Source organism: Rhodococcoides fascians A44A, from assembly GCF_000760735.1.
GTDB lineage: Bacteria > Actinomycetota > Actinomycetes > Mycobacteriales > Mycobacteriaceae > Rhodococcoides > Rhodococcoides fascians_E.
This window is the reverse complement of the sequence record NZ_JMEX01000005.1, coordinates 1,343,768-1,365,503: the sequence shown is the minus strand read 5'-3', so window position 1 is coordinate 1,365,503 and position 21,736 is coordinate 1,343,768. Positions and strand designations below refer to the sequence as shown.

The window sequence follows — 21,736 nt, the reverse complement described above, 5'->3', positions numbered from 1 at the left end:
AGGGTACGCATCGTGGCCGAGTCACGTCGAGAATTCACTGGCCTGGGGCCGCGCGTATCCGACATCGATGCCCACACCGCCTCGATCGGGATCACTCGTTTTCGGATCGCGGACGGACTCCTCGAATGGGACGCCCGTGCCACCGACATCTTCGCTGCCGGAGCCGATCCCCGGCCCCCCATCGACATCTGGCGCGATCGGGTGCACCCCGACGATGCCCAATTACTGGTCGATCTGTACGGCGACGCCAGCGAGAACATCGGTGCCGAGTGCATCTACCGGATCGTTCTGCCCGACGGAAGTATCGGGCACGTCCTGACCCGCAGCGTGTCCATCGAGTACACCCCCGACGGCACCCCGGAGGTCCTGACCGGCGTGGTGTCGAGAGTTCACCCACACGAATCCACCCACCAACTCAGCGCCGCATTGGACAGTGTGTCCCTCGGTTTCGCCATCTTCGACACCGACCTGATCATCCGGTACGTGAACGCGCAGACAGAGCACCACCTCGGTGCCCATCGGTCCGAGTTGCTCGGCCGACATCTCCACGAGGCACTCCCCACCACGAAGGGCTCGTACTTCGACGACCTTCACCGTGACGCAGTCCGAACACGAGGAGAAATCAGGATCGAAGTGCCCTCGCTCTTCATTCCCGGCACGATCATGGAGGTCACGGCCAATTACGTCGACGGAGTCGTCGCCGTCAGCTTCCGGGACATCACCGCCGTGACCGTCACGATGGACCACCTGCTCGGCGCTTACCGAGAGTTGCTGAGCGCGTCTCGACTGGACGACCTCACCGGTGTCCTCAACAGGGCCGCACTGTTCGAGCGGATCGATCGCATCAGCACCGAGATCGGCGCCCCCGCAGCCGTCCTGTTCATCGACGTCGACGACTTCAAGACGATCAACGACACACACGGCCACCTCATCGGCGACCAGGTGCTACGGATCACCGCCGCCCGACTCTCCGAGCAGTGTGGCACCGACATCGTCCTGGGCCGAATAGGCGGCGACGAATTCGTCGCCGCTTTGTTCTCGGACACGGAACTCGGCAGCCACGTCGACCCGGCCGACATCGCGGACTGCCTTCGCATCGCAGCGCGGGCACCGATTCAGCTCATGAAGTGCACCATCAACATCGAACTGAGCATCGGCATCGCCCGCAACACCGGCCTCTCCACTCTCGAAGACCTGCTCACCCGAGCGGACATCGCGCTGTACGAAGCCAAAGCCGGAATACGCCACATAGACCGGCAGTGAATGCTCGCGCTCATCGAGCGGCCGGCTGTCCCGAATGCGCGTATCTTCGAGATCGCCGAGGGTGCCGAAAGAACCCGCTCGGCGGCAACGCACGACTCGGTGCAACCCGTTGGAGGAGCTGTGGGCAAGAAACCGGCTGCACGGTCCCTGTACCGTGATGGCGCCGGGAGCGTCGCGCTGATTGCAGGCATCGTTGCAGTCGTCTGCGCGTTCGTCCCCTTCATCGGCGACTATCTCGCGATCCCCGCGGGCCTGGTAGCCGTCGTGTGCGGATGGGTCGGCCTCAGCCGCGCCGTCGACGGAACGGCCACCAATGGGCGCGAGGCAATGATCGGCGCCGCACTCGGCGGAACGGCGTTGTTCGTGGTGTTCCTGATGTTCGCCGCCTCGTACATGTAACCGTTCCGCCAGCGCGGAGCCCTCCGCGCACTCGGCGCCGGCTAGAACGCTGCGAGATTCTCGCGAAAGGTCGGCTTCGAATAACCGTCTCGGATCGCACCGCGGCGCCGGAGAGCAGGCGCGAGCCCGTCGCTGATCTCGGAGATCACCTTGCGAGTGACCGGAGACGCGATGAGGAATCCGTCGCCGCCCACGTAGTCCATCGCCTCGTCCATTTGTGCTGCAACGGATTCGGTGGTGCCCACGAGTTCGATGGACTCCACGGTCGGGTAGTTGGCGATGATCTCGCGTAATGTCTTGCCTGACTTTGCCATGTCCTCGAGGGTGCTCTTGTGCCCGTTGTACTTCGTCAGATCCGGTACAGGCGCGTCGATGTCGAATTGTGAGAAGTCGGTGCTCGAAAGGTAGGACATCGCAGCCAATACTCCGTCGATGTTGTTCTTCTGGACCTCGCGCATTCTGTCCCGTTTGACTGCCGCTTCTTGGTCGGTGTCGGCCATGATCGGGCTGACCAGAAACAGCACCTTGACATCGTCCGGTTTGCGTCCGTACTCGAGCAACCTCTTGCTGATGTCCTCGCGATACTCGCGCATCGCATCGAGTCCGCGCACGTTGGCAATGATCGTGTCGGCATGCTTGGCTCCGAACGCGCGACCTGCAGGCGAGCCGCCCGCCTGACAGATGACCGGACGCCCTTGTGGTCCACGTGGGACGTTGAGGGGACCGCGGGAGGCGTAATATTTCCCTTCGAACCCCACCTTGTGAATCTTCTCGTGGTCAGCGAAGACGCCGGATTCGGCATCGAGAACCAGGGCGTCCTCCTCCCACGAGTCCCACAGCTGAGACACGACGTCGATCCATTCGTCGGCCATCTCGTACCGCAGGCCGTGTTCGATCTGCTTCGGCAAGCCGTAGTTCTGGGCAGCACCGTCAGCACTTGCCGTCACCAGATTGATGCCGATCCTGCCCTTGGTCACATGATCGAGCGTTGCCATCAAGCGAGCAGCGAGAAAAGGCGGATAGAAGGTCGTTGCGACGGTGGCGATAATTCCGATTCGCTCGGTTGCCTGGGCCATCAGAGGTACGAGCGGCATCGGATCGAATCGGACGGTGGTGCCGCGACGCACCGAACTTTCGAACGTTCCGCGATACACGTCCGACAGAACGGAGGAGTCCTCCAGCATGATGTAGTCGAAGCCCGCCCGTTCGAGACTGCGCGCCGCGTCGACGAACAGATCCGGCCGCCCGACGTCGGCAGGTACATTGCCGGACCATGGCTGATTCCAGCCGTAGACACCGAATCCGGTTGTGAAGAACCACCCGAGATGCATCATGCGCCTGCACCTCTGGTCGGTCCTTGTTCGGGTTCGGCGTGATCGCGGGGCAGAAGTACGTTCATCGAAGTCCTCTCGGGTTTCCATGGGCAGCGGTAACGCTGCGTGCGCACCAGCTTGGGGGAATCGGATTAACGAACATGGCCCAGGCGTAACTGACCGATTACGCCGCGCACTCGGCCTGCTGGGGGCCGTTTCGGACGCCGATAACGCCACAGAGAGGTAGATCACAATGGCGTTTAGAGGATTCTCAAGGCTCTGACCAGGCATTTCACCTGGCGTAATACTTCGGTTACGCCTCGAGGCGCTTTCAGTAACGAGTCTGAAGAAAGCTCTGCGGTCAAGGCAGTACATCTGCTGATGACGAACGGGTTGGAGGATCGTGATGAGTGGCACTGTGCGCGGTGCATACGCCGAGATCGACGCCAGGCACCTCGGCAAGAGTTTCCATCGCCGTGGGTCCGGCAAGGCTGCTGTGAACGACATCAGCATGAAGGTCACGTCTGCGTCGGCCATCGGAATCGTCGGTGAGTCCGGGTCGGGCAAGTCGACGTTGGTCCGAATGATGTGCGGGCTGCTGGAGCCCACCGATGGCACTGTGGCGTACAACGGCGCAGCATTACCCGGCGTGTTGTCGACCCGAGGAGGACGCCGCGAATTTCGTTCCCGCATACAGTACGTCGCTCAGGACACGACGTCGTCGTTCGATCCGAGGCGAACGCTGCGTGACGCCGTGCGGCTACCTGCGCAGCGTTTGCTCGGTATGGACACCGAGACGGCGAACGTCCGCGTCGACGAGACACTCGCGTCTCTCGAACTGGACCCGTCGATGGCAGATCGGTACCCCGCCGAAGTCTCGGGAGGTCAGCGGCAACGCTTCTCGATCGCACGTGCGCTCGTGGTGAAACCGCGGATTCTGTTGTGCGACGAAGTGGTCTCCGCGCTCGATGTGTCGGTCCAGGGAGCAATACTGAACATGCTCAAGAGTTACTGCGCGGCCGAGGACTGCGGCTTGGTGTTCGTGTCGCATGGTTTGCCCGCCACAGCCTTCATCGCCGACGACATCGTCGTCATGCGTAGCGGCGTCATCGTCGAACAGGGCACCACCGACGACGTGGTCGAGCGACCGCAGGACCCGTACACCGAGCAGTTGCTCGAGGCGTACAGAGGACTCGACGAAGTCGAGCAGCTAGCCGTGGCAGCAGCCCGATGAACGCGCTGCAGAATTTCGTCGGCCGCCAGCGTTGGTGGCTGGGGCGTGTGGCGGTGCTACCTCTACACCTGCTGGTGTTCGCAGTTGCAGCCTTCTTCCTGGTGCGAGCGATCCCCGGCGACCCTGCGCGTGAAGTAGTCGGACCTGAGGCCACCGAAGCAGACTATCTGGCCACCAAGGCCGAGCTGGGACTCGACGGAAGTCTGTGGAGCCAACTCATGTCCTATCTGGGTAACCTCCTGCACTTCGATCTCGGAAACGCCATCATGACGGGTAGACCGGTGACCACTGACATCGCTGACCGCTTACCCGGCACACTCGAACTGGCCGGCATCGCGTTCACTTTTCTCGTCGCGGTGACTCTGCTGTTGTCAGCCATTGTCGTGGCGTGGCCCGGCTCTCTCGCATCGCGCGCCGTGCGCGGTTACGCCCAGGCAGCGGGCGCGGTGCCCGAGTTCGTCGTGGGCGTCGTCGGAATCTTCCTTTTCTATGCGACGCTTCAGGTCGTCCCGGCCCCCTCGGGGCGGGTGCGACCTGGGCTGACCGAACCCGATCCGATCACTTCTCTCCCTTTGCTCGACGCCGTCCTACGCGGCGACACCGTGGTGGTGTCCTCGATGGCCTCACACCTGTTGTTGCCGATCTCGGTTCTCGTGGTCTCGGTTACGCCCATTCTTCTCAAACAGCTTCTGACTGCGTTGGATTCGAGCCTGACCGCGGGCCCGACGCTGTTCAAGGTTGCTACGGGATCGGCGCGCAAGTACATCTATCTCAGTGCCTATCGGCGGGCCCTCCCTCCGACGGTGTCACTGTTCGGCATGGTCTTCGGTTCGCTGCTGGGCGGTGCCGTGATTCTCGAGACTCTCTTCGGCCTCGGCGGAATGGGCACCTATGCCGTGGAGGCCGTTGCCGCAACGGATCTCATTGCTCTACAGGGCTTCCTGTTGGTGGTTGCCGCGATATCGCTGATCGTGTTCCTGTGTGTAGACCTGATCAACATGCTGCTCGACCCTCGGCGCAAGCCGGGTCGGCAAGGAGGTGCTTCCTAGATGGCCGGCGTCACGACTTCTGCACGCGAGACTCGAAAGACGAAGCGCGCCTCACCCAAGACCCTCCTGCTGTTCGTGCCCGTCGCCCTCGTGCTTCTGGTAGCGCTCGTCGGACCGTGGATCGTACCGTTCGATCCGACGAAAGTTGTCGGCGCGCCGTCGCTTTCACCGAACTCGGAGTTCCTGCTTGGCACCGATTCCACGGGACTCGACGTGTTCTCTCGAACCATCGCCGGCGCACGGATCGACGTCACCATCGCGTTGTTCGTCACGATCGCATCGACAGTGGGTGGCATTCTCATCGGCCTCACGATCGGAATGAACGAGTCAGGACGTGGGCTCGGCGGATTCCTGGCGCGCGGCGCCGCCCGGTTCCTGGACCTCCTAGAGGCAGTACCCACCGTGATCGTCGCACTCGTCGTCGTCTCGTTCTTCGGCACTTCGTCGTTGACGATGATCTTCACGTTGTCGGTGATTCTCGCACCGATTCAGGCACGGTTGGTGCGCACCGAGGTCTTGCGGGTTCGAGGAGACGCCTACCTCGACGCTGCCCGGCAGGCCGGTCTCAGCGAGACCCAACTCGTCTTCCGGCACGTGCTTCCCAACTCGTCCGTCCCTGCGTTGCAGAACGCGTCGGTGGTGTTCGGACTGACGATCATCCTGACCGCGGCTCTCGGCTTCCTCGGAGTGGGTCTCGCACCTCCCACACCGGAATGGGGATCGATGATCACGCGCGGCGCCGGCGATGCGGCGATCGGAAAGCTCTGGGCCGCCGGCGCACCCGCGTTCGCTCTGTGCGCGACAGTGGCTTCCGTCGCCATCGTCGGCCGTCATCTCACGAAAGACACGCGCCGCTCCCACTGACGCGGCGGGAGCGCAGCCGGCGGAGTGACCCATTCACGCGCGGGAGCGCAGCCGGCGGAGTGACCCCATCAGCACACGGACAGCGCTGTCCGAGCACGTGCACCTCCCATTTTCACGGGCGTCGACAAATTGACACGCGACACCCGTCGATCCCCCATGCATCGACGAAGGAGACACTCGTAGTGAAACACTCCCATCGCCTACCTTTCGGGCTCAAATGGTCCATCCCGCTTCTCGCGGGCGCGCTCGCGCTGAGTGCGTGCTCCGACGGTGGGTCCGCAGGATCCGACGCGGCCAGCACCGGCGAAATCATCGTCGTGACCCCCGACCAGGCGTCGAACGTCGTCCGTGACTACGGCTACACCGCGGGTACGGACAACCAGGACGTCACGAACAACATGCACGCGCAGCTCATCCGCAAACCGTACGTGGAAGAGGACGGCTCGGACGCTCTGGTGCAGGACTACTACAACTTCGAGCCGTACTTGGCCGAGAGTTACGACGTCAGCGAGGATCAACTCGTCTACACCTTCAAGCTGAAGCAAGGTGTGTCGAGCCAACAAGGTAACGAACTCGACGCCGACGACGTGCTGTGGTCCTTCGAGCGCAAGTTCGCGACTCCGGGTGGCGGTATGGCCGGTTACTTCAAGCCGATGCTGACCGACCCGGTCACTCAGATTCAGAAAATCGACGACTACACGGTCAGTTTCACCGTGGAGAAAGCGGGCTACGGCCTGACGTTGCTGGCTAACCTGGCCGAGAACATCGGATCGATCTACGACAGCAACTATCTCATCGAGAACGCCACTCCCGACGATCCTTACGCCGTGCAGTGGGGTGCCGAGGACATGATGCGCGGCAATTTCGGTTACGGCGCTTACATGTTGGAGTCGGTGACTCCGGGCCAGGAGATCGTCATGAAGGCTAACCCCGACTTCGTCCTCGGCGAGCCCGAGGTGAAGCGGATGATTCGACGAGTAGTCGCCGATCCTGCAACGCGCGCCAACATGGTCACCCGCGGGGACGCCGATGTTGCGCTCGCGCTGCGTTCCTCGGACCAGGCAACGCTCGAGGGAAACGAGGCGGTCACGGTACCGACGACCACCTCGAACCAGTACCTGCTGTACGCGATGAACACCACCACTGCCCCATTCGACGACGTGCGGGTGCGCCAGGCCATGGCCTACGCGATCCCCTACGACCAGATCATGTCCGACGTCTTCTTCGACCGCGCGTACAAGTACAACCACGTTCTGGACGACAAAGCGCCCAACTGGGATGGATCCGCCCTACCGCAGTACGACGGTGATCCGGAACGTGCGAAGCAGATGCTCGCGGAGGCCGGCATGCCGGACGGCTTCGCGTTCACGCTCAGCGTCAACAACCAGCTCCCCGCTGCGCAGGACACTGCAATTCAGATTCAGTCGTACGCTGCCGAAGCCGGCATCGACGTCACCATCTCCGAAGTTCCTGCGGCTCAACTCAACGCTGAGCAGCTCGACGGGAAGATCCAGGCCAGCCTCTCGATCGGCGCATCGGTGACCATGACCCCGCCGTACTCGCTGCAGTTGCTCACTCAGCCGGGTGGTGGCTCGAACACCGCACTGTGGAACGATCCCGAATTCCTGGGTCTCGTCGATCAGGGACTGAATGCAGGCGACGCTCTGAGCCCGGAGGCCGGGGAGTACTGGAACGCGGCAGAGCTTCGTATGACCGAGCAGGCGCCGTACATCTTCATTGCTCGTGTGCGCCCGTCGGTGGCCTTGGAGGCAGGCATCGACGGCTTCGTTCAACGCACCGATTTCCGTATCGACTACTCGAACCTGTCGTTCTCGCAGTAGCTCCGCCCGTTCGGTCGGTGGTCATATCCCGCCAACCGACCGAACTGCGTGCGAGAACGCAGAAGATACGCGGCGAAATCGGGCGGCTACCAACCGCGCCGCTTCTCGAAACATCCCCGCGGTGAAGTCGACTCACACACCGGCAGAAACGAACGGACTATGACAGACAAAAGATTTCATCTCGGCTGGTTCGGCAGCTTCGTCCCGGCCGCCTGGAACACCACTTTCGAAGGCACCGACAGCGAAGACTGGTTGAACGGCGACTTCTACGTCGACTTCGCCCGTACGCTCGAGCGCGCATGCTTCGATTTCCTTCTGCTCGAGGACTCGTCGATGGTCTCGGACACCTACGGCGGGAGCTCGGAGGCGACACTCCGCACGGGTGGATGGGCTCCGAAGGGTGACCCCATGGCTCTTGCGCCGCTCCTGACGCGTGCGACGGAGCGATTGGGAATCTCCATCACGGCGTCCACGTCGTTCTATCCTCCTTACCTGCTGGCTCGGTCGATCGCGTCGCTCGATCATCTCTCGTCGGGGCGTATCGCGTGGAATGTCGTCACCTCCAGCGAGGATCGCGCCGCGCAGAACTTCGGAATGGACACACTTCCGCCCCACGACGAGAGATATGCCCGCGCCGACGAATACGTCGGACTGGTCGAACAACTCTGGGATTCCTGGGATGCCGACGCGGTGGTGATGGACCGCGCGACATCCACCTACGTGGACCACACCAAGGTCCACACCATCGACTTCCGGGGCAAGTACTACTCGTCACGCGGCCCCCTCAACACCCTCCCGTCCCCCCAGGGCCGTCCGGTGATCACGCAAGCAGGCGGCTCCCCCGCCGGCCGCGATTTCGCGGCCAAGCACGCCGACATGGTCATGGCGCTGCCCAAGGGCGTTCCCGCGATGAAGGAATACCGCGCCGACATCCGGAGGCGCATGGTCGAACACGGACGCGACCCGGATTCGGCGAAGGTGATGTACGTCGTCTCACCGATTCTCGGCGAGACACATCAGGATGCTCTCGACCGCAAGGAGCGCAAAGCCGACGCGGTGCGCGCCAATCCGATGGGTCCGCTCATCGGATGGTCGGCGAGCATGGAGATCGACTTCTCCACGTTCGATCTCGACAAACCACTTCCCGAGGACGTCCACACGAACGGTCATCAGTCCACGCTTGAGAACTTCCGCAAGTGGGCAGACGGACGGACACTCCGCGAAGCATGCGTCGCCTACCGCACCGAATCCATGGAGCTGGTCGGCACTCCCGACGAGGTGGCCGAGCAGATGGGCGAGGCCATGGACGAGATCGGCGGTGACGGATTCCTCATCTGGAGCCAACCCCACAACCGACGCTACATAGGAGAAATCGCCGACGGACTGGTTCCCGCCCTGCAACGACGTGGACTGATGCGAACCGAGTACACGGGCGAACACCTTCGCGATCATCTTCTCGAATTCTGACTCGACACGTCTCGATCACTGGAGAACAACATGACTGCCAACAAGTTTCACCTGGGCTGGTTCCTCGGCGCCGGGTTCGGTGTCCAATCCTGGAACCAGCCGTGGTCCGGTACCGGTGCCACCGACTGGATGATGCCCGATCAGTACGTCGACCTTGCACACTCGCTCGAACGCGCGTGTTTCGACTTCCTGATCATGGAGGATTCCGTGCAGGTCTCCGACACCTACAAGGGGTCGATGGAGTACTACCTCGCGACGGCATCTGCCGCGCCCAAACACGATCCCGCTGCACTCGCGGCAATCCTCTCCTACACCACCAAGCACCTCGGCATCGTGCCGACGCTCACCACGACGTTCTACCACCCGTACACCGTCGCCCGTTTGATGTCGACGCTCGATCACATCGCGGAGGGTCGCATCGGCTGGAACATCGTGACCGGCAGCAACACCCGTGCAGCACAGAACTACGGCTTCGACATGCCCGAGCACGATCTTCGGTACGACATGGCCGACGAATTCGTCGAACTGACTCGCAAGCTGTGGGACTCGTGGCAGGAGGGCGCGGTGGTGGCCGACACCGCGCCAGGTGGCATCTACGCCGACCACGAGAAAGTGAACCGGATCGACTTCGAGGGCAAGTTCTACAAGTCCCGAGGACCGCTCAACACCGTTCCCAGCCCACAGCGACGACCGGTGTTCCTGCAGGCAGGAGGCTCGGACAAAGGCAAGGAGTTCGCCTCCAAACACGCCGATGCCATCATCTCCAACCCGCACGGCACCGACAAGATGCGCCGCTACCGCGAGGACATTCGCCAGGGCGCCGCCGAAGCCGGGCGTAACCCCGATGACGTCAAGGTCATGTATCTGATCTCGCCGATCCTGGGTGAGACGACTGCCGAGGCCAAGGCAAAGCACCAGCGACGCCAGGACGCAGCATCGCGCAACATCGATGGCCTGTTGGCCGGCCGGTCTCATCTGTCCGGTATCGACCTCAGCCAGTTCGACCTCGATGCACCGTTGCCTGCGGACCTCGAAAGCAACGGCCACCGAAGCAGTTTCGCCGAGTTCAAGGGAGACGGGACACAGACCCTGCGCGAGCGGATCACCAGCCACAGTGCAATCGACACGCTCGAATTCGTCGGCACCCCGGACGATGTCGCCGACATGATGGACGGCGTGATGCAGGACGTCGGTGGCGACGGGTTCCTCATTGCCGGGGCGCCGATGAACCGCAGATACGTCGCCGAGATCACCGACGGGCTCGTCCCCGCACTCAAGCGTCGCGGGTTGACCCGTACCTCCTATGAGCACAAGCACTTCCGCGACAACCTTCGCGCATTCTGATCTGTCGATCGCATACACGTAAGAAAGAGGACACATGTTCCACTTGGGTTGGTTTCTGAGCTGGCAGGTACAGTCGTGGAACCAGATGTGGTCGGGTGAGGGCGGTACCGAATGGAACCACCCCGAACTCTACATCGACATGACGCGGGCACTCGAACGTGCAGGCTTCGACTACATCATGTTCGAGGACGGCTCGTTCGTACCGGACTCGTTCGGCGGCAACGCTAAATGGTGGTTGGCCAACGCACGGTCGGTCCCGAAGCAGGATCCGCACTCCCTGCTCCCCATCCTCAGCCAGTTCACAGAGCACCTGGGGCTCATCGGCACGATGACGACGTCCTTCCATCCGCCCTACATGGCAGCTCGCACGGCTGCGACGCTCGATCATCTCAGCCACGGCCGAGCAGGCATCAACCTCGTCACCTCGCACAACGTGCGCACCGCGCAGAATTTCGGGTTCGAGGAGATGTTCGAGCACGACCACCGGTACGAGATGGCGGACGAGTGGATCGATCTTGTCAAGCAGCTGTGGGCATCGTGGGAGCCGGACTCCGTGCGCCTCGACCGTGAGGCCGGAGTGTTCGCAGATTTCGAGAAGGTCCACGCCATCGACTTCAAGGGCACGTATCACTCGTCTCGTGGACCGCTGAACACGACGCCGACGCCGCAAGGCCGTCCGGTGATCTGCCAAGCCGGTGGCTCTCCGGCGGGGCGCGGATTCGCCGCCAAGCACGCCGAAACCATCTTGGCTCAGGTCGAAAACGTCGAGGCGATGAAGACGTACCGTGACGACGTTCGCGCACGAATGGTCGCTGAGGGCCGAGATCCCGACTCGTGCAAGATCATGTTCATCGTCAGTCCCGTTCTCGGTGAGACCCAGCGCGAGGCCGAGGACAAGCACGAACGCATCCTCGCCGGCTTCCGCAACGACATCGACGTCAACCTCGCCTCGATGTCCTACGCCAGCGGAATCGACTTCTCGAAATTCGATCTGGACGCGCCGATTCCTTCGGTGGAGACCAACGCAGGCCGCGGCACGATGGCGTTGATCGGAGCGAACACGACCGGAATGACTCTGCGCGAGGCAGCGAGCTCGGACATCCGCAAGTCAGTAGACCTGATCGGGACGGCCGACGCCGTGGCCGAGCAGATGGGTGAGATCGCAGCGGAGGTCGGCGGGGACGGATTCTTGATCGCCGGCAGTGTGCACCGCAGGTACATCAGCGAGATCACCGACGGCCTGGCGCCCGAGCTGCGCAAGCGAGGCTTGATCCGCGACGGCTACGCGCACGAGTTGTTCCGCGACAACCTGATGGACTTCTGATCGACGCTGCAGGGGCGTACTCGCCGGTGGATGCGCGGCCACCGTCGCGCCCCGACAACTATCCGTGGCGAGTGCTGTCCGTCACCGGGCTAGGCATGAGCATCACCTTCGTCTCGGTGAGCATGCTGCCGGTGGCCTTGCCGGACATGAGCGCAGGCTTGAACGCCTCTGCAGCGCAGACCGATTGGTTCATGCTCGCGTATCTGCTGACGACCGCCGTCTTCATTCTGGTTCTGGGAAAGGTAGCCGACATCCTCGGCCGACGGCCGGTCTACCTTGCGGGCCTCGCACTGCTGACGGTCAGTGGTGCGGTGATCTCACTGTCGAGCGATCCAGCTCTGGTGATCGCGTTACGGGTCGTGCAGGGCGTCGGCGCTGCCGCGGTGATCACCAACACCACCGCGCTGCTGGTCGAGGCCTTCGCGCCAGCGCAACTGGCGATCGGAATCGGTTGGAACATCACGATCATGTCGCTCGCCGTTTCGATCGGCCCGCTCCTGGGCGGTGTTCTGACCGAAACGTCAGGGTGGCGCGGCGTCTTCGGAGTCGTCGTACCCCTCGGAGTGCTCGGGACGGTCTGGGCCGCGATCACATTGCGCCGGACCGATCGGCCACCCCGCGTCGCGAGGTTCGACTACGCCGGTGCGGTGGGATCGATGGTTGTGCTCGGATGCCTCGTCTACGGGGTGAACCGTGGTGGCAGTGTCGGGTTCGGTTCGGTGCACGCGTTGTTCCCCTTGGCCGTGGTCGTCCTGGGCCTTCCCTTGTTCTGGTGGTGGGAACGGCGCACCGTCGACCCGATCGTCGATCCCGCCTTGCTGGCCAGCCGCTTCCGCGGCTGCGCCTACAGCGCGTCGTTTCTCGTCACCATCGCCGAGGGTGCAGTGGCGGTGACGATGTCCCTGTACCTCCAGAGTGTCGAAGGACGGAGTCCGATCGAGGCAGGACTGCAGATCACGGCACTGGCGGTCGGCACGACGATGATGTCGCCGATCGCCGGTCGGCTGGCGACTCGCGTACGGACGCGAGTGCTGACCACGGCCTCCACGCTCGGCACGGCCGCCGTACTCACGGTGTTGGCTCTGCACATCGGCGGACCTGCAGCGGATGTGCCTGTCGTCGTCGTACTCTTCGCGCTCGGACTGACCGGTGCGATCTTCAAGACCGCAAATGCTGCGGCAATCAACGTCGGCGTACCGCCCAACCGATCCGGCATGGCGAACGGGCTCCGTGTATCGCTGGACAACACGGCGGTGACGGTCAGCACTGCGCTTGCGTTGGTCCTGGCCGTGTCGGCATTGCCTCCTGCGCTCCGCGAACTCGTCTACTCCGGGGACGCCCTCATGCTGCCGGCATCGGAAACAAGCTCCCTGACAACAGGGTTCGTCGTAGCAATCGCAATGATGGCGGGCAGCGCCCTCGCCGCCAGTGTTCCGTCGACACTGCGCGGAGTCCGAGACGACGAACCGTCGGAAATCCGGAGAGTCCGTCGCCTTTCATCCGAACGACAATCGAGAACAAGGAGTACACGGCAATGACCAAATTTCATCTGGGGTGGTTCACCAACTTCTCCAATCCGCCGTGGAACACCACGTGGGCCGGCGACGAGGGCAAGACGTGGGCGAACGGTGAGCTGCACGTCGACTTCGCGCGAGCACTCGAGCGGGCCTGCTTCGACTACATCATGCTCGAGGATTCGTCGATGGTCTCGGATGCTTTCGAGAACTCGTCCCGCGTCGACCTGAAGTACGGCCTCTACGCCCCCAAACACGACCCGGTCACGCTGGTGCCGGTGCTGACGGCCGCGACCAAGCACATCGGAGTCATCGCAACCTGCTCCACATCCTTCTACCCACCGTGGCTGCTCGCTCGCCGCTTCTCGACGCTCGACCACGTCAGCAAGGGCCGTGTCGGCTGGAACGTCGTCACCTCCAGCGAAGATCGTGCTGCGCAGAACTACGGTATGGACAAGCTGGCCGAGCACGACCAACGATACGAACGCGCGGACGAATTCGTCGATCTGGTCAAGCAACTCTGGGCATCGTGGGAGGACGACGCGATGGTGCTCGACCGCGAGAGCGGCACGTACGTCGATCACACCAAGGTGCACGTCACCAATTTCCGTGGCAAGTTTCACGCCTCGCGCGGCCCCCTGAACCTTCCGAAGTCCCCGCAAGGTGAACCGGTGATCTGCCAAGCCGGCGGCTCACCGCGCGGCCGGGAGTTCGCCGCGCGCAACGCCGAGACCATTCTGAGCGCGGCCAAGGATCCTGTCGCGATGAAGGCGTTCCGGGACGACATCCGGATGCGAATGGAGAAGGCAGGACGCGATCCTGACAGCTGCAAGATCATGTTCATCACCCAACCCGTGCTTGCCGATACCGACGCCGACGCGAGGGCGAAGGTCGAACGAATGACTGCGGACGTCGACTCACGTATCGAATCCGCACTCGGTCACATCTCGGCCCTCACCGAAATCGACCTCTCGAGTTACGAACTGGACGAGGATTTTCCCGAACTGTCCACCAACGGACATCGAACGACGTTGGGCGACTTCCTCTCCTACGGAAACACGCCGCGCAAGGCTGCTCTCGGATGGTCGATGAAGAACGTGCACTACGTGGGAACGCCCGACTCGGTCGCCGAGCAGATGGGCGAGACGATGGACTTCGTCGGAGGCGACGGCTTCCTCATCACGGGCAGCATCGGACGACGCTACGTCGGCGAGATCACCGAGGGGTTGGTGCCTGCACTGCAGCGACGCGGCCTCGTACGCACGAAGTACGAGCACGCGCACTTCCGTGACAACCTCCTGTCGTTCTGATGTGCTTCCCTCGACGCGATTCGGTCGTGCCGGGCCCGGTGTACGCATTGGCGTTCGTCAACGTGTGTATCGGGCTCGGGTACGGCGTCGTCGCACCGGTCATCCCCGTGTTCGCACGGGACTTCGGTGTCAGCGACCTCGCTGCATCGTCCGTGGTCAGCATCTACGCGTTCACTCGCGTGCTGGCCTCGTTCGGTGCGAGCCGCATCCTGCTCCGCTTCGACGAGCGGACGGTACTCACGATCGGCCTGCTCCTCGCTGCGGCATCGTCACTGGCTGCGGCCTTCGCACCCACGTTCCTGGCTCTGCTGTTGCTCCGAGCGGTCGGGGGAATCGGGACGGCGATGTTCACCGTATCGGGGCAGCAACTGCTGTTCCGTTACAGCACAGCAGAGAGCGGAGGGCGTACGGCGTCGGTGTTCCAGTCGGGTTTCCTGATCGGCGGGGTACTCGGTCCGGTTATCGGGGGTGCCGTCGCCCTGGTATCACTGCGAGCCCCCTTCCTGACGCACGCGATCACCCTGATCGTCGGAGTTGCAGTGGTGTGGCTGGCGTTCCGATCCAGCGACCGCAAGGACGCGGCAGCCGGCGTCGAGCACGACCTGTCCACGCGACCCGAGCGGATGAGTCTGCTGGACGCACTTCGTCATCCAGGCTTTCGCGCGGCGATCTCGTCCAACTTCGCCAACGGGTGGATAGGCAACGGCGTTCGCTTCACTCTCGTTCCACTGTTCGTCGCAACCGTCATCGGTGGGAGCCCGTTCGTCTCGGGGTTGGTCCTGGTCGTCGGCGCGATCGTACAGATCGTCGTGGTCAAACCCGCCGGGATCCTCGTCGACCGATGGGGGCGTCGCCCGATGCTGGCCGCAGGATCGGCCTTGATCTTGCTCGGCATCGTTCTGCTCGCTGTCTTCCCGACCCTGTTGGTGCTCGTCTCGACCATGATCCTGTGGGGTATCGGCGGAACATTCGCAATGGTGGCGAGTGCTGCAACGGTAGGAGACGTACTGCACGGGCGGGGAGGAACGCCGATCGCCGTGTACCAGGTGACCTTCGACGTCGGAACCATGCTCGGCCCACTCGTCGCCGGTGCAGTGGCCGCGCAGACCTCCTACTCCCTGGCATTCACCGCAAGCGTTCCCGTGGCAATACTGGCCGTTCTGCTTGCGCTCCGGCCATGGCGAACCAACGGAACGGCGACCCCGGATTCCAAGGCGGTCGTCACCGACGAATCCGCGACCTCGGCGTCGTCCATCAGATCTTTACCGACCAAGGAACATCGCGAGCACCGCTCGAGAAATGAGGAGAGATGTCAACACCGTTCACCCTCGGCTGGTTCACCAACTATCTCGTCCCGGACTGGACGGGCCCGTGGGCAGGAACCGGCGGAACGGACTGGGCAGACGGATCTTTCGCTGTCGACATCGTGCGGAAGTTCGAGCGAGCGGGAATCGACTTCGTGATGCTCGAGGACTCGACCGCGCTCACCGACATCTACGGGGGCACGTTCGAATCCGAACTCAAGTGGACACCGAGGGCACCCAAGCATGATCCGATGGCTCTGGCATCGAGACTCGCGTACGAGACCGACGACATCGGCATCGTCGTCACCGCATCGACGAGCTTCTATCCCCCATTTCTGCTGACACGGTTGCTCTCCACCCTCGATCACCTCAGTCACGGCCGAATCGGCTGGAATATCGTCACCTCGACCGGCGACCGAGCGGCTCAGAACTTCGGCCACGACACCCTCCCTGGCCACGACGAACGATACGAGATCGCCGAGGAATTCGTCGACGTGGCCAACGCCCTGTGGGCGTCCTGGGACGGCGACGCCACGTCGCCGATTCACCCTGGCTTGGAGTCCTACGTCGATCACACCAAAGTTCGCACCATCGACCACGCCGGTAAGCACTTCAAGGTTCGCGGTCCGCTGAACACACTGCCGAGTCCTCAGGGCAAACCCGTCATCTGTCAGGCGGGAGCGTCCCCGTCGGGCATCGATCTGGCTGCCCGTGTCGCCGATCTCGTGGTGTCCGCGCCGAAGGGCCGCGCTGCGATGCGTACGTATCGAGACACGATTCGCTCGCGCGCAGCTGGTTTCGGCCGAAATCCGGACGATGTCAAGGTTCTGTACATGGTGACGCCCATCCTGGGCGAGACCGAGAAGGACGCACGCCGTCGCGCGGAGCGTTACTACGAGCCCACCGACGCCGCGATTGCGCGGCGTCTGATCATGCTGTCCGGCGACATCGACTTCTCTCAGTTCGACGTCGACCAGCCGATTCCGGACGATCTGCACACCGAGGGGAGCACCAGCATCTTGGAGAATCTACGTACCTGGGCGGCAGGACGGACCATCCGCGAGACTGTCGCGGCAGAACGAACAGAGTCGCTCAGGCTCGTCGGGACGCCTGCATCGGTAGCCGACGAAATGGAAAGCGTCATCGAGGAGGTCGGTGGTGACGGGTTCCTGTTCTTCGGCGGTGGTGGCGGTGTGCTGAACCGGCGATACGTCGACGACGTGTGCGACGGATTGATGCCAGAGCTTCGTCGCCGCGGCGTCGCGGGCACCGGGTTCCGAGGCCAGAGCCTCCGTGAGCACCTGGCAGGTGCGCGATGAGCACGCCGCGGATGCACCTCGGTTGGTTCACCAGCTTCCGTCCTCCGGTGTGGACATCGCATTGGACCGGGTCCGACGCCGATTCCTGGGCGGACGGACGCTTGCATGTGGAGATGGCGCGGGCTCTCGAACGCGCGGGCTTCGATTACCTGATGCTTGAGGACTCATCGATGGTGTCCGACATCTACGGTGGGACAACCGAGTTCGACCTCGCCAAGGCTCAGTACGCGCCCAAACACGATCCGGTAGCCCTCGTTCCGATGCTCGCAGCCGCGACCTCCCGGCTCGGGATCGTCGCGACGATGTCGACAAGTTTCTATCCCCCGTATCTGCTCGCGCGCACCGTCTCGACGCTGGATCACATGTCGCACGGACGAGTCGGGTGGAACGTGGTGACCTCCAGCGAGGATCGCGCTGCGCAGAACTTCGGAATGGACGCCCTGCCACCGCACGACGAACGATACGAGCGCGCGGAGGAGTTCGTCGAAGCAGTCGACGCGTTGTGGAAGTCGTGGGAACCGGACGCGGTGGTACTGGACCGCGAGTCGGGTACGTACGCGGACCACACCAAGGTCCACGATGCGAACTACGTCGGAAAGTTTCATCGCACGCGGGGGCCGCTGAACACGCTCCCGATGCCGCAGGGGCGTCCGGTGATATGCCAGGCAGGCGGTTCACCCCGTGGACGCGCGTTCGCGGCACGCAACGCGGACACCATCATCTGTCAGGCTCAAGGCATCGAGGCGATGAAGGCCTACCGCGACGACGTACGAACGATGGCATCCGACGCCGGTCGCGATCCCGACTCGATCAAGATCATGTACATCGTTTCTCCGGTCCTGGGTGAAACCGATGCCGAGGCAGCCGAGCTCGATGCTCGGTCCAGGGAAGCGACCGACGGCCGAGTGCACGCGGCATTGGCGCACCTGTCGGCTGTGACGGGCAACGATCTGTCGACCATGGACATCGACGCTCCCCCGCCGCCGTTGTCCACCAACGGTCACCGCACCACGTTGGCGGATTTTCTCGCCGGATCCGGAGGCAGCAAGTTCAACGAGGACGGCTCCGAGAAGACGCTCCGGCAACTCGCGGCGACGTGGTCGATCACGTCGGTCCCCCTGGTCGGAACTCCGGAGACAGTGGCCGAACGAATGGAAGAGGTGATCGACGCTGTCGGGGGTGACGGTTTCCTGATGACCGGAAGGCTCGGTCGGCGTTACTACACCGAGGTCACCGACGGGCTCGTGCCAGCGCTGCGGCGTCGAGGATTGGTGCGTGACGGCTACGCGCACAGGCACTTCCGAAGCAACCTGCTGGACTTCTGACCCACGTTTCGAAAGCCGCTGTCCTACTGGACAGCAACGGAGCCGGCACCAGTGCCGGCTCCGTTGCTGTCGATCACAGGTGCGGAGACATTACGTGTTGGTCGGCGGATCCGATTATCGCCACGCGATCGGCACGAAAGTGTGTGAAGCTCAGCTCTGCCGGGCGTCCCTCGGAGTCTCTGGTGATCAGTTCCCGCAACAGCACCGGCGCACCGACCTGCATGTCCAGCAGCTCCGCCGCACGTTCCTGGCATGAGATCGCCTCCACAACCGAACTGCTGCCGCCGTAGACGGTGCCGAAGATCCGATTGTGCGCCACAGCTATCGGCGGGTACTCGGAATGGTTGCTCTCGATACGGGTGATGAATTCTTCGATCTCGAAATCGGTGATGCAGTATCCAACGCGGAGATACAACGGGTTGCCCCCCATCCGCCCCACCTGCTCGAGCAACACCACAGTGTCCACCTCGGTGCCGATGAAGTTCTGCAGTACCGCAGGCGCGGCAATCCTGCGGCATTCGAGTGTATCCACGGTCAGTCGGCCTTCGTCCGGCATTCCAGCCCAGGCACGCGGGCCGACCTCTCCATCGCGGACCGCAACGATGTCGTGAGCGACAGACGTCCCAGCTCGACGGGCACGGAGCACCACACCATCGTCGGCCAGCATCTGCAATGCCTTGCGCACCGCGTTTCGGGTCGCCCCGAGCGTGTCGATCAAATGCTGCTCCGACAGGGTCTCGTCGTGCGGCATCGTTCCGCGACGAATTCCTGAACGAATCAGCTCGTAGACGCGGCGCGGCGACGTGACGAACTTCTCCTGACGTGCAGCTTGGGCACGCAGATACCGTGCGCGCTGCTCGTCCGCCTGGCGACGGCGATGCGCTGCGACGATGCCGAACTCGTTGTCGAAAAAGGGACGGGTCATGCTGTCGAGGCCTTTCGGTGATAAACGTTCGCACGCAGAATCGAACGACAGGGAGACGGGTTGGCCGCGACGATGAGATCAACCGGTTCGACGAGTCTATCGGAATGGGGCCGCAGTGCCGCTGGTCATCCAGCGGCACATGAACGCACGAGTATGTGCGATTTCCCAGGTCAGCACAGCATCAAGCGACCGATTCGGTCCGCGTAATACGTTGTTTACCAACGGGATCGGTCTGGGAAACACCCCTGATGAAGCATTACCGACGTAATCGACCTCTTCGGACGCCTCGGTGGGAGCATGAATGACGACAACAGCGGAACGCTCGATTTCCTCGAACACGGTGCAGGACCGAGTAATCGACGCGGTTGACACGTCCACGTCGAGCAATTCTGTACTCAGCATCAAGAATCTTTCTGTGACATACGGCACGGGGACGTCGGCCGTCGCCGCGGTGAAGGACGTCTCGTTCGACATCGCTCCCGGTGAGCGGGTTGCCCTGGTCGGCGAGTCGGGTTCGGGGAAGTCGACACTGGCCATGACGATCGCCGGGCTGATCGGCGCATCGAGTGGCGCGTCCGTCGTGTCGGACACCCTCGAATTCGAGGGTGTGCCGCAACAGCCGAGTACGAGGCGCAGCGTTCCGAGCCGGACCGACGGTATCGCCATGGTGTTCCAGGATGCGATGACCGCTCTCGATCCTGTGTGGACCATCGGCGGCCAGTTCAGCCACGTTCTCGCCGGGGCAGGTGTCACCGGTCGTCGCGCACGTGCAGATGTCACCGCGCATTGGCTCGACAAGGTCGGTCTGCACGACGTCGGCCGAGTGATGCGCAGTCGTCCCTACGAGCTGTCCGGAGGAATGAGGCAGCGGGTCATGACGGCGCTGGCGCTGTGCGGGTCACCCAGGCTCCTGATCGCCGACGAACCAACCAGCGCGCTCGACGCGTCACTTGCGCGCGGAACGATGGAGTTGTTGCAGGATCTCACGCGCGAGGAGGGAACAGCGCTCCTGGTCGTCAGCCACGACATCAAACTCTGCTTGGAATTCTCCGACACGATGCTCGTGATGTACCGAGGAGAGCTCGTCGAGCAGAAACCGTCGACCACCATCGTCTCGGGCGCTACCCACCCCTACACGAAGGGACTTCTCGGGTGCGTGCCTACGTTGGCAAACCGGTCGGCGTCACGGTTACCCGTACTCGGGGACTTCGTCACGAACTGATCCACGCCCTGACCTCGTGCCGAGAACACAACGCCGACGGACAGCTCATGTGCGGCCGACCTTCATCGCACGTCGAGCGGCCGGGTGCAGGCGGCTGCCGAGCGCCCGATGGAACTCGTCCGCCCTTGCCGGGTCTGCGCGCTTCACTTCCCGCAACGCAGTTCCGAGCGCGGTGTGGACGAACACTTCCGGGTCGTCGATCAGGGCTTCCAGAATGCGCAATGGATCGTCGAGTTCGCCGTTTCGGATCAGCCAGTAACAGGCGACGATCGACGTTCGCCGTTCCCACAGGTTGGCCGAGTCGGCGAGGACGTACAGAGGCGCCTTCGGCCTGTCGAGCAGATACTGTCCGACCACGCGCGGCGCAGCTCGATCCACCAGATCCCATGTATCGATCTGCGCATGCTCGTCCAGGTACAGCTCGTACAATTCCGTCCGCTCGGTATCGGCCGCACTGCCTTTCCGTGCACGTGCGTCGAGAATGCTGACCCCGACCATGCGAACCTCGAACCAGTTGGACTGCACGAGTTCTCGGACCGTGCCCAAGTCCAGCCGCCAGTTCGCCTTCGCCAGACCGAAGACCGATCCCATGCGAACCCCGATGATCTGGTTCCGATCGACACGACGGGCAATCAGATCCACCTGGTCCGGACTCGACAGTGCACGAAGCTCCTGTTCGATCCTCTTCACGTCACCCATTTCGTTCACTCCCTACAGCG

At 63.0% G+C, this 21,736-nt stretch carries 18 protein-coding genes; 15 read left to right on the top strand and 3 right to left on the bottom strand.

The features are described from left to right. Positions 1-12 precede the first annotated feature (12 nt). Complete coding sequence (locus BH95_RS09955; RefSeq protein ID WP_037157901.1) at positions 13-1,263, top strand: GGDEF domain-containing protein; 1,251 nt, start codon at positions 13-15, stop codon at positions 1,261-1,263. After that, positions 1,264-1,662, top strand: coding sequence for a hypothetical protein (locus tag BH95_RS09950; RefSeq protein WP_020111262.1), 399 nt, complete (start codon positions 1,264-1,266; stop codon positions 1,660-1,662). A gap of 41 nt (positions 1,663-1,703) precedes the next feature. Here the strand turns inward: BH95_RS09950 and BH95_RS09945 are convergent, their stop codons facing one another. Then, on the bottom strand, positions 1,704-2,996 hold the full coding sequence (locus BH95_RS09945) for an NtaA/DmoA family FMN-dependent monooxygenase (RefSeq protein WP_019663393.1): 1,293 nt from the start codon (positions 2,994-2,996) through the stop codon (positions 1,704-1,706). Positions 2,997-3,381: 385 nt separating this feature from the next. On the opposite strand from BH95_RS09945, the gene BH95_RS09940 reads away from it, so the two are divergent. The 12 genes from BH95_RS09940 (at position 3,382) to BH95_RS09885 (ending at position 18,870) form a co-directional block, all read left to right on the top strand. Beyond that, complete coding sequence (locus BH95_RS09940) at positions 3,382-4,209, top strand: ABC transporter ATP-binding protein (RefSeq protein WP_020111263.1); 828 nt, start codon at positions 3,382-3,384, stop codon at positions 4,207-4,209. Next, positions 4,206-5,258, top strand: coding sequence for an ABC transporter permease (locus tag BH95_RS09935; protein WP_033189818.1), 1,053 nt, complete (start codon positions 4,206-4,208; stop codon positions 5,256-5,258). The genes BH95_RS09940 and BH95_RS09935 overlap by 4 nt, the downstream gene beginning before the upstream one ends. After that, complete coding sequence (locus BH95_RS09930) at positions 5,259-6,122, top strand: ABC transporter permease (RefSeq protein WP_020111265.1); 864 nt, start codon at positions 5,259-5,261, stop codon at positions 6,120-6,122. 182 nt (positions 6,123-6,304) lie between these two features. Then, the gene (locus tag BH95_RS09925; RefSeq protein WP_052059990.1) at positions 6,305-7,963 is read left to right on the top strand and encodes an ABC transporter substrate-binding protein; all 1,659 of its coding nucleotides are present in this window, start codon (positions 6,305-6,307) and stop codon (positions 7,961-7,963) included. A 159-nt stretch (positions 7,964-8,122) separates the two neighbouring features. Then, positions 8,123-9,430 carry an NtaA/DmoA family FMN-dependent monooxygenase gene (locus tag BH95_RS09920; RefSeq protein ID WP_020111267.1) on the top strand — a complete coding sequence of 436 codons (1,308 nt, stop codon included), beginning with the start codon at positions 8,123-8,125 and terminating at the stop codon, positions 9,428-9,430. Between the two features lie 30 nt (positions 9,431-9,460). Then, complete coding sequence (locus BH95_RS09915; RefSeq protein ID WP_037181753.1) at positions 9,461-10,774, top strand: NtaA/DmoA family FMN-dependent monooxygenase; 1,314 nt, start codon at positions 9,461-9,463, stop codon at positions 10,772-10,774. A 34-nt stretch (positions 10,775-10,808) separates the two neighbouring features. Then, complete coding sequence (locus tag BH95_RS09910) at positions 10,809-12,098, top strand: NtaA/DmoA family FMN-dependent monooxygenase (RefSeq protein WP_020111269.1); 1,290 nt, start codon at positions 10,809-10,811, stop codon at positions 12,096-12,098. A 95-nt stretch (positions 12,099-12,193) separates the two neighbouring features. Next, a complete protein-coding gene (locus BH95_RS09905) occupies positions 12,194-13,636 on the top strand; it encodes an MFS transporter (protein ID WP_157773049.1) in 1,443 nt (480 codons plus the stop codon). Beyond that, positions 13,633-14,922 (top strand): NtaA/DmoA family FMN-dependent monooxygenase, encoded by a 1,290-nt coding sequence (locus BH95_RS09900; RefSeq protein ID WP_037181751.1) that lies wholly within the window; start codon positions 13,633-13,635, stop codon positions 14,920-14,922. The genes BH95_RS09905 and BH95_RS09900 overlap by 4 nt, the downstream gene beginning before the upstream one ends. A gap of 26 nt (positions 14,923-14,948) precedes the next feature. Then, entirely contained in the window at positions 14,949-16,385 is a 1,437-nt protein-coding gene (locus tag BH95_RS29490) for an MFS transporter (protein WP_244164878.1), read from the top strand. Then, entirely contained in the window at positions 16,349-17,545 is a 1,197-nt protein-coding gene (locus BH95_RS09890; RefSeq protein ID WP_052059987.1) for an NtaA/DmoA family FMN-dependent monooxygenase, read from the top strand. The genes BH95_RS29490 and BH95_RS09890 overlap by 37 nt, the downstream gene beginning before the upstream one ends. Next, positions 17,542-18,870: an NtaA/DmoA family FMN-dependent monooxygenase gene (locus BH95_RS09885; RefSeq protein WP_037181746.1), complete on the top strand. Its 1,329-nt coding sequence runs from the start codon at positions 17,542-17,544 to the stop codon at positions 18,868-18,870. Before BH95_RS09890 ends, BH95_RS09885 begins: the two co-directional genes overlap by 4 nt. 73 nt (positions 18,871-18,943) lie before the next feature. Here the strand turns inward: BH95_RS09885 and BH95_RS09880 are convergent, their stop codons facing one another. Then, positions 18,944-19,795: a GntR family transcriptional regulator gene (locus BH95_RS09880; protein WP_052059986.1), complete on the bottom strand. Its 852-nt coding sequence runs from the start codon at positions 19,793-19,795 to the stop codon at positions 18,944-18,946. A gap of 415 nt (positions 19,796-20,210) precedes the next feature. Here BH95_RS09880 and BH95_RS09875 point away from each other — a divergent pair, with 415 nt between their 5' ends. Continuing rightward, a complete protein-coding gene (locus BH95_RS09875; RefSeq protein ID WP_230593870.1) occupies positions 20,211-21,017 on the top strand; it encodes an ABC transporter ATP-binding protein in 807 nt (268 codons plus the stop codon). Between the two features lie 45 nt (positions 21,018-21,062). Here BH95_RS09875 and BH95_RS09870 read toward each other — a convergent pair whose 3' ends face one another. Further along, positions 21,063-21,716 (bottom strand): DNA alkylation repair protein, encoded by a 654-nt coding sequence (locus BH95_RS09870; protein ID WP_037181744.1) that lies wholly within the window; start codon positions 21,714-21,716, stop codon positions 21,063-21,065. Positions 21,717-21,736: the final 20 nt, after the last annotated feature.

What these genes read in the sequence shown, in the direction of transcription:
- BH95_RS09950 (WP_020111262.1), top strand. Translation starts at nt 1,264, where the DNA reads ATGCTCGCGCTCATCGAGCGGCCGGCTGTCCCGAATGCGCGTATCTTC.
- BH95_RS09945 (WP_019663393.1), bottom strand. Translation starts at nt 2,996, where the DNA reads ATGATGCATCTCGGGTGGTTCTTCACAACCGGATTCGGTGTCTACGGC.
- BH95_RS09940 (WP_020111263.1), top strand. Translation starts at nt 3,382, where the DNA reads ATGAGTGGCACTGTGCGCGGTGCATACGCCGAGATCGACGCCAGGCAC.
- BH95_RS09935 (WP_033189818.1), top strand. Translation starts at nt 4,206, where the DNA reads ATGAACGCGCTGCAGAATTTCGTCGGCCGCCAGCGTTGGTGGCTGGGG.
- BH95_RS09930 (WP_020111265.1), top strand. Translation starts at nt 5,259, where the DNA reads ATGGCCGGCGTCACGACTTCTGCACGCGAGACTCGAAAGACGAAGCGC.
- BH95_RS09920 (WP_020111267.1), top strand. Translation starts at nt 8,123, where the DNA reads ATGACAGACAAAAGATTTCATCTCGGCTGGTTCGGCAGCTTCGTCCCG.
- BH95_RS09915 (WP_037181753.1), top strand. Translation starts at nt 9,461, where the DNA reads ATGACTGCCAACAAGTTTCACCTGGGCTGGTTCCTCGGCGCCGGGTTC.
- BH95_RS09910 (WP_020111269.1), top strand. Translation starts at nt 10,809, where the DNA reads ATGTTCCACTTGGGTTGGTTTCTGAGCTGGCAGGTACAGTCGTGGAAC.
- BH95_RS09905 (WP_157773049.1), top strand. Translation starts at nt 12,194, where the DNA reads ATGAGCATCACCTTCGTCTCGGTGAGCATGCTGCCGGTGGCCTTGCCG.
- BH95_RS09900 (WP_037181751.1), top strand. Translation starts at nt 13,633, where the DNA reads ATGACCAAATTTCATCTGGGGTGGTTCACCAACTTCTCCAATCCGCCG.
- BH95_RS09885 (WP_037181746.1), top strand. Translation starts at nt 17,542, where the DNA reads ATGAGCACGCCGCGGATGCACCTCGGTTGGTTCACCAGCTTCCGTCCT.
- BH95_RS09880 (WP_052059986.1), bottom strand. Translation starts at nt 19,795, where the DNA reads ATGACCCGTCCCTTTTTCGACAACGAGTTCGGCATCGTCGCAGCGCAT.
- BH95_RS09870 (WP_037181744.1), bottom strand. Translation starts at nt 21,716, where the DNA reads ATGGGTGACGTGAAGAGGATCGAACAGGAGCTTCGTGCACTGTCGAGT.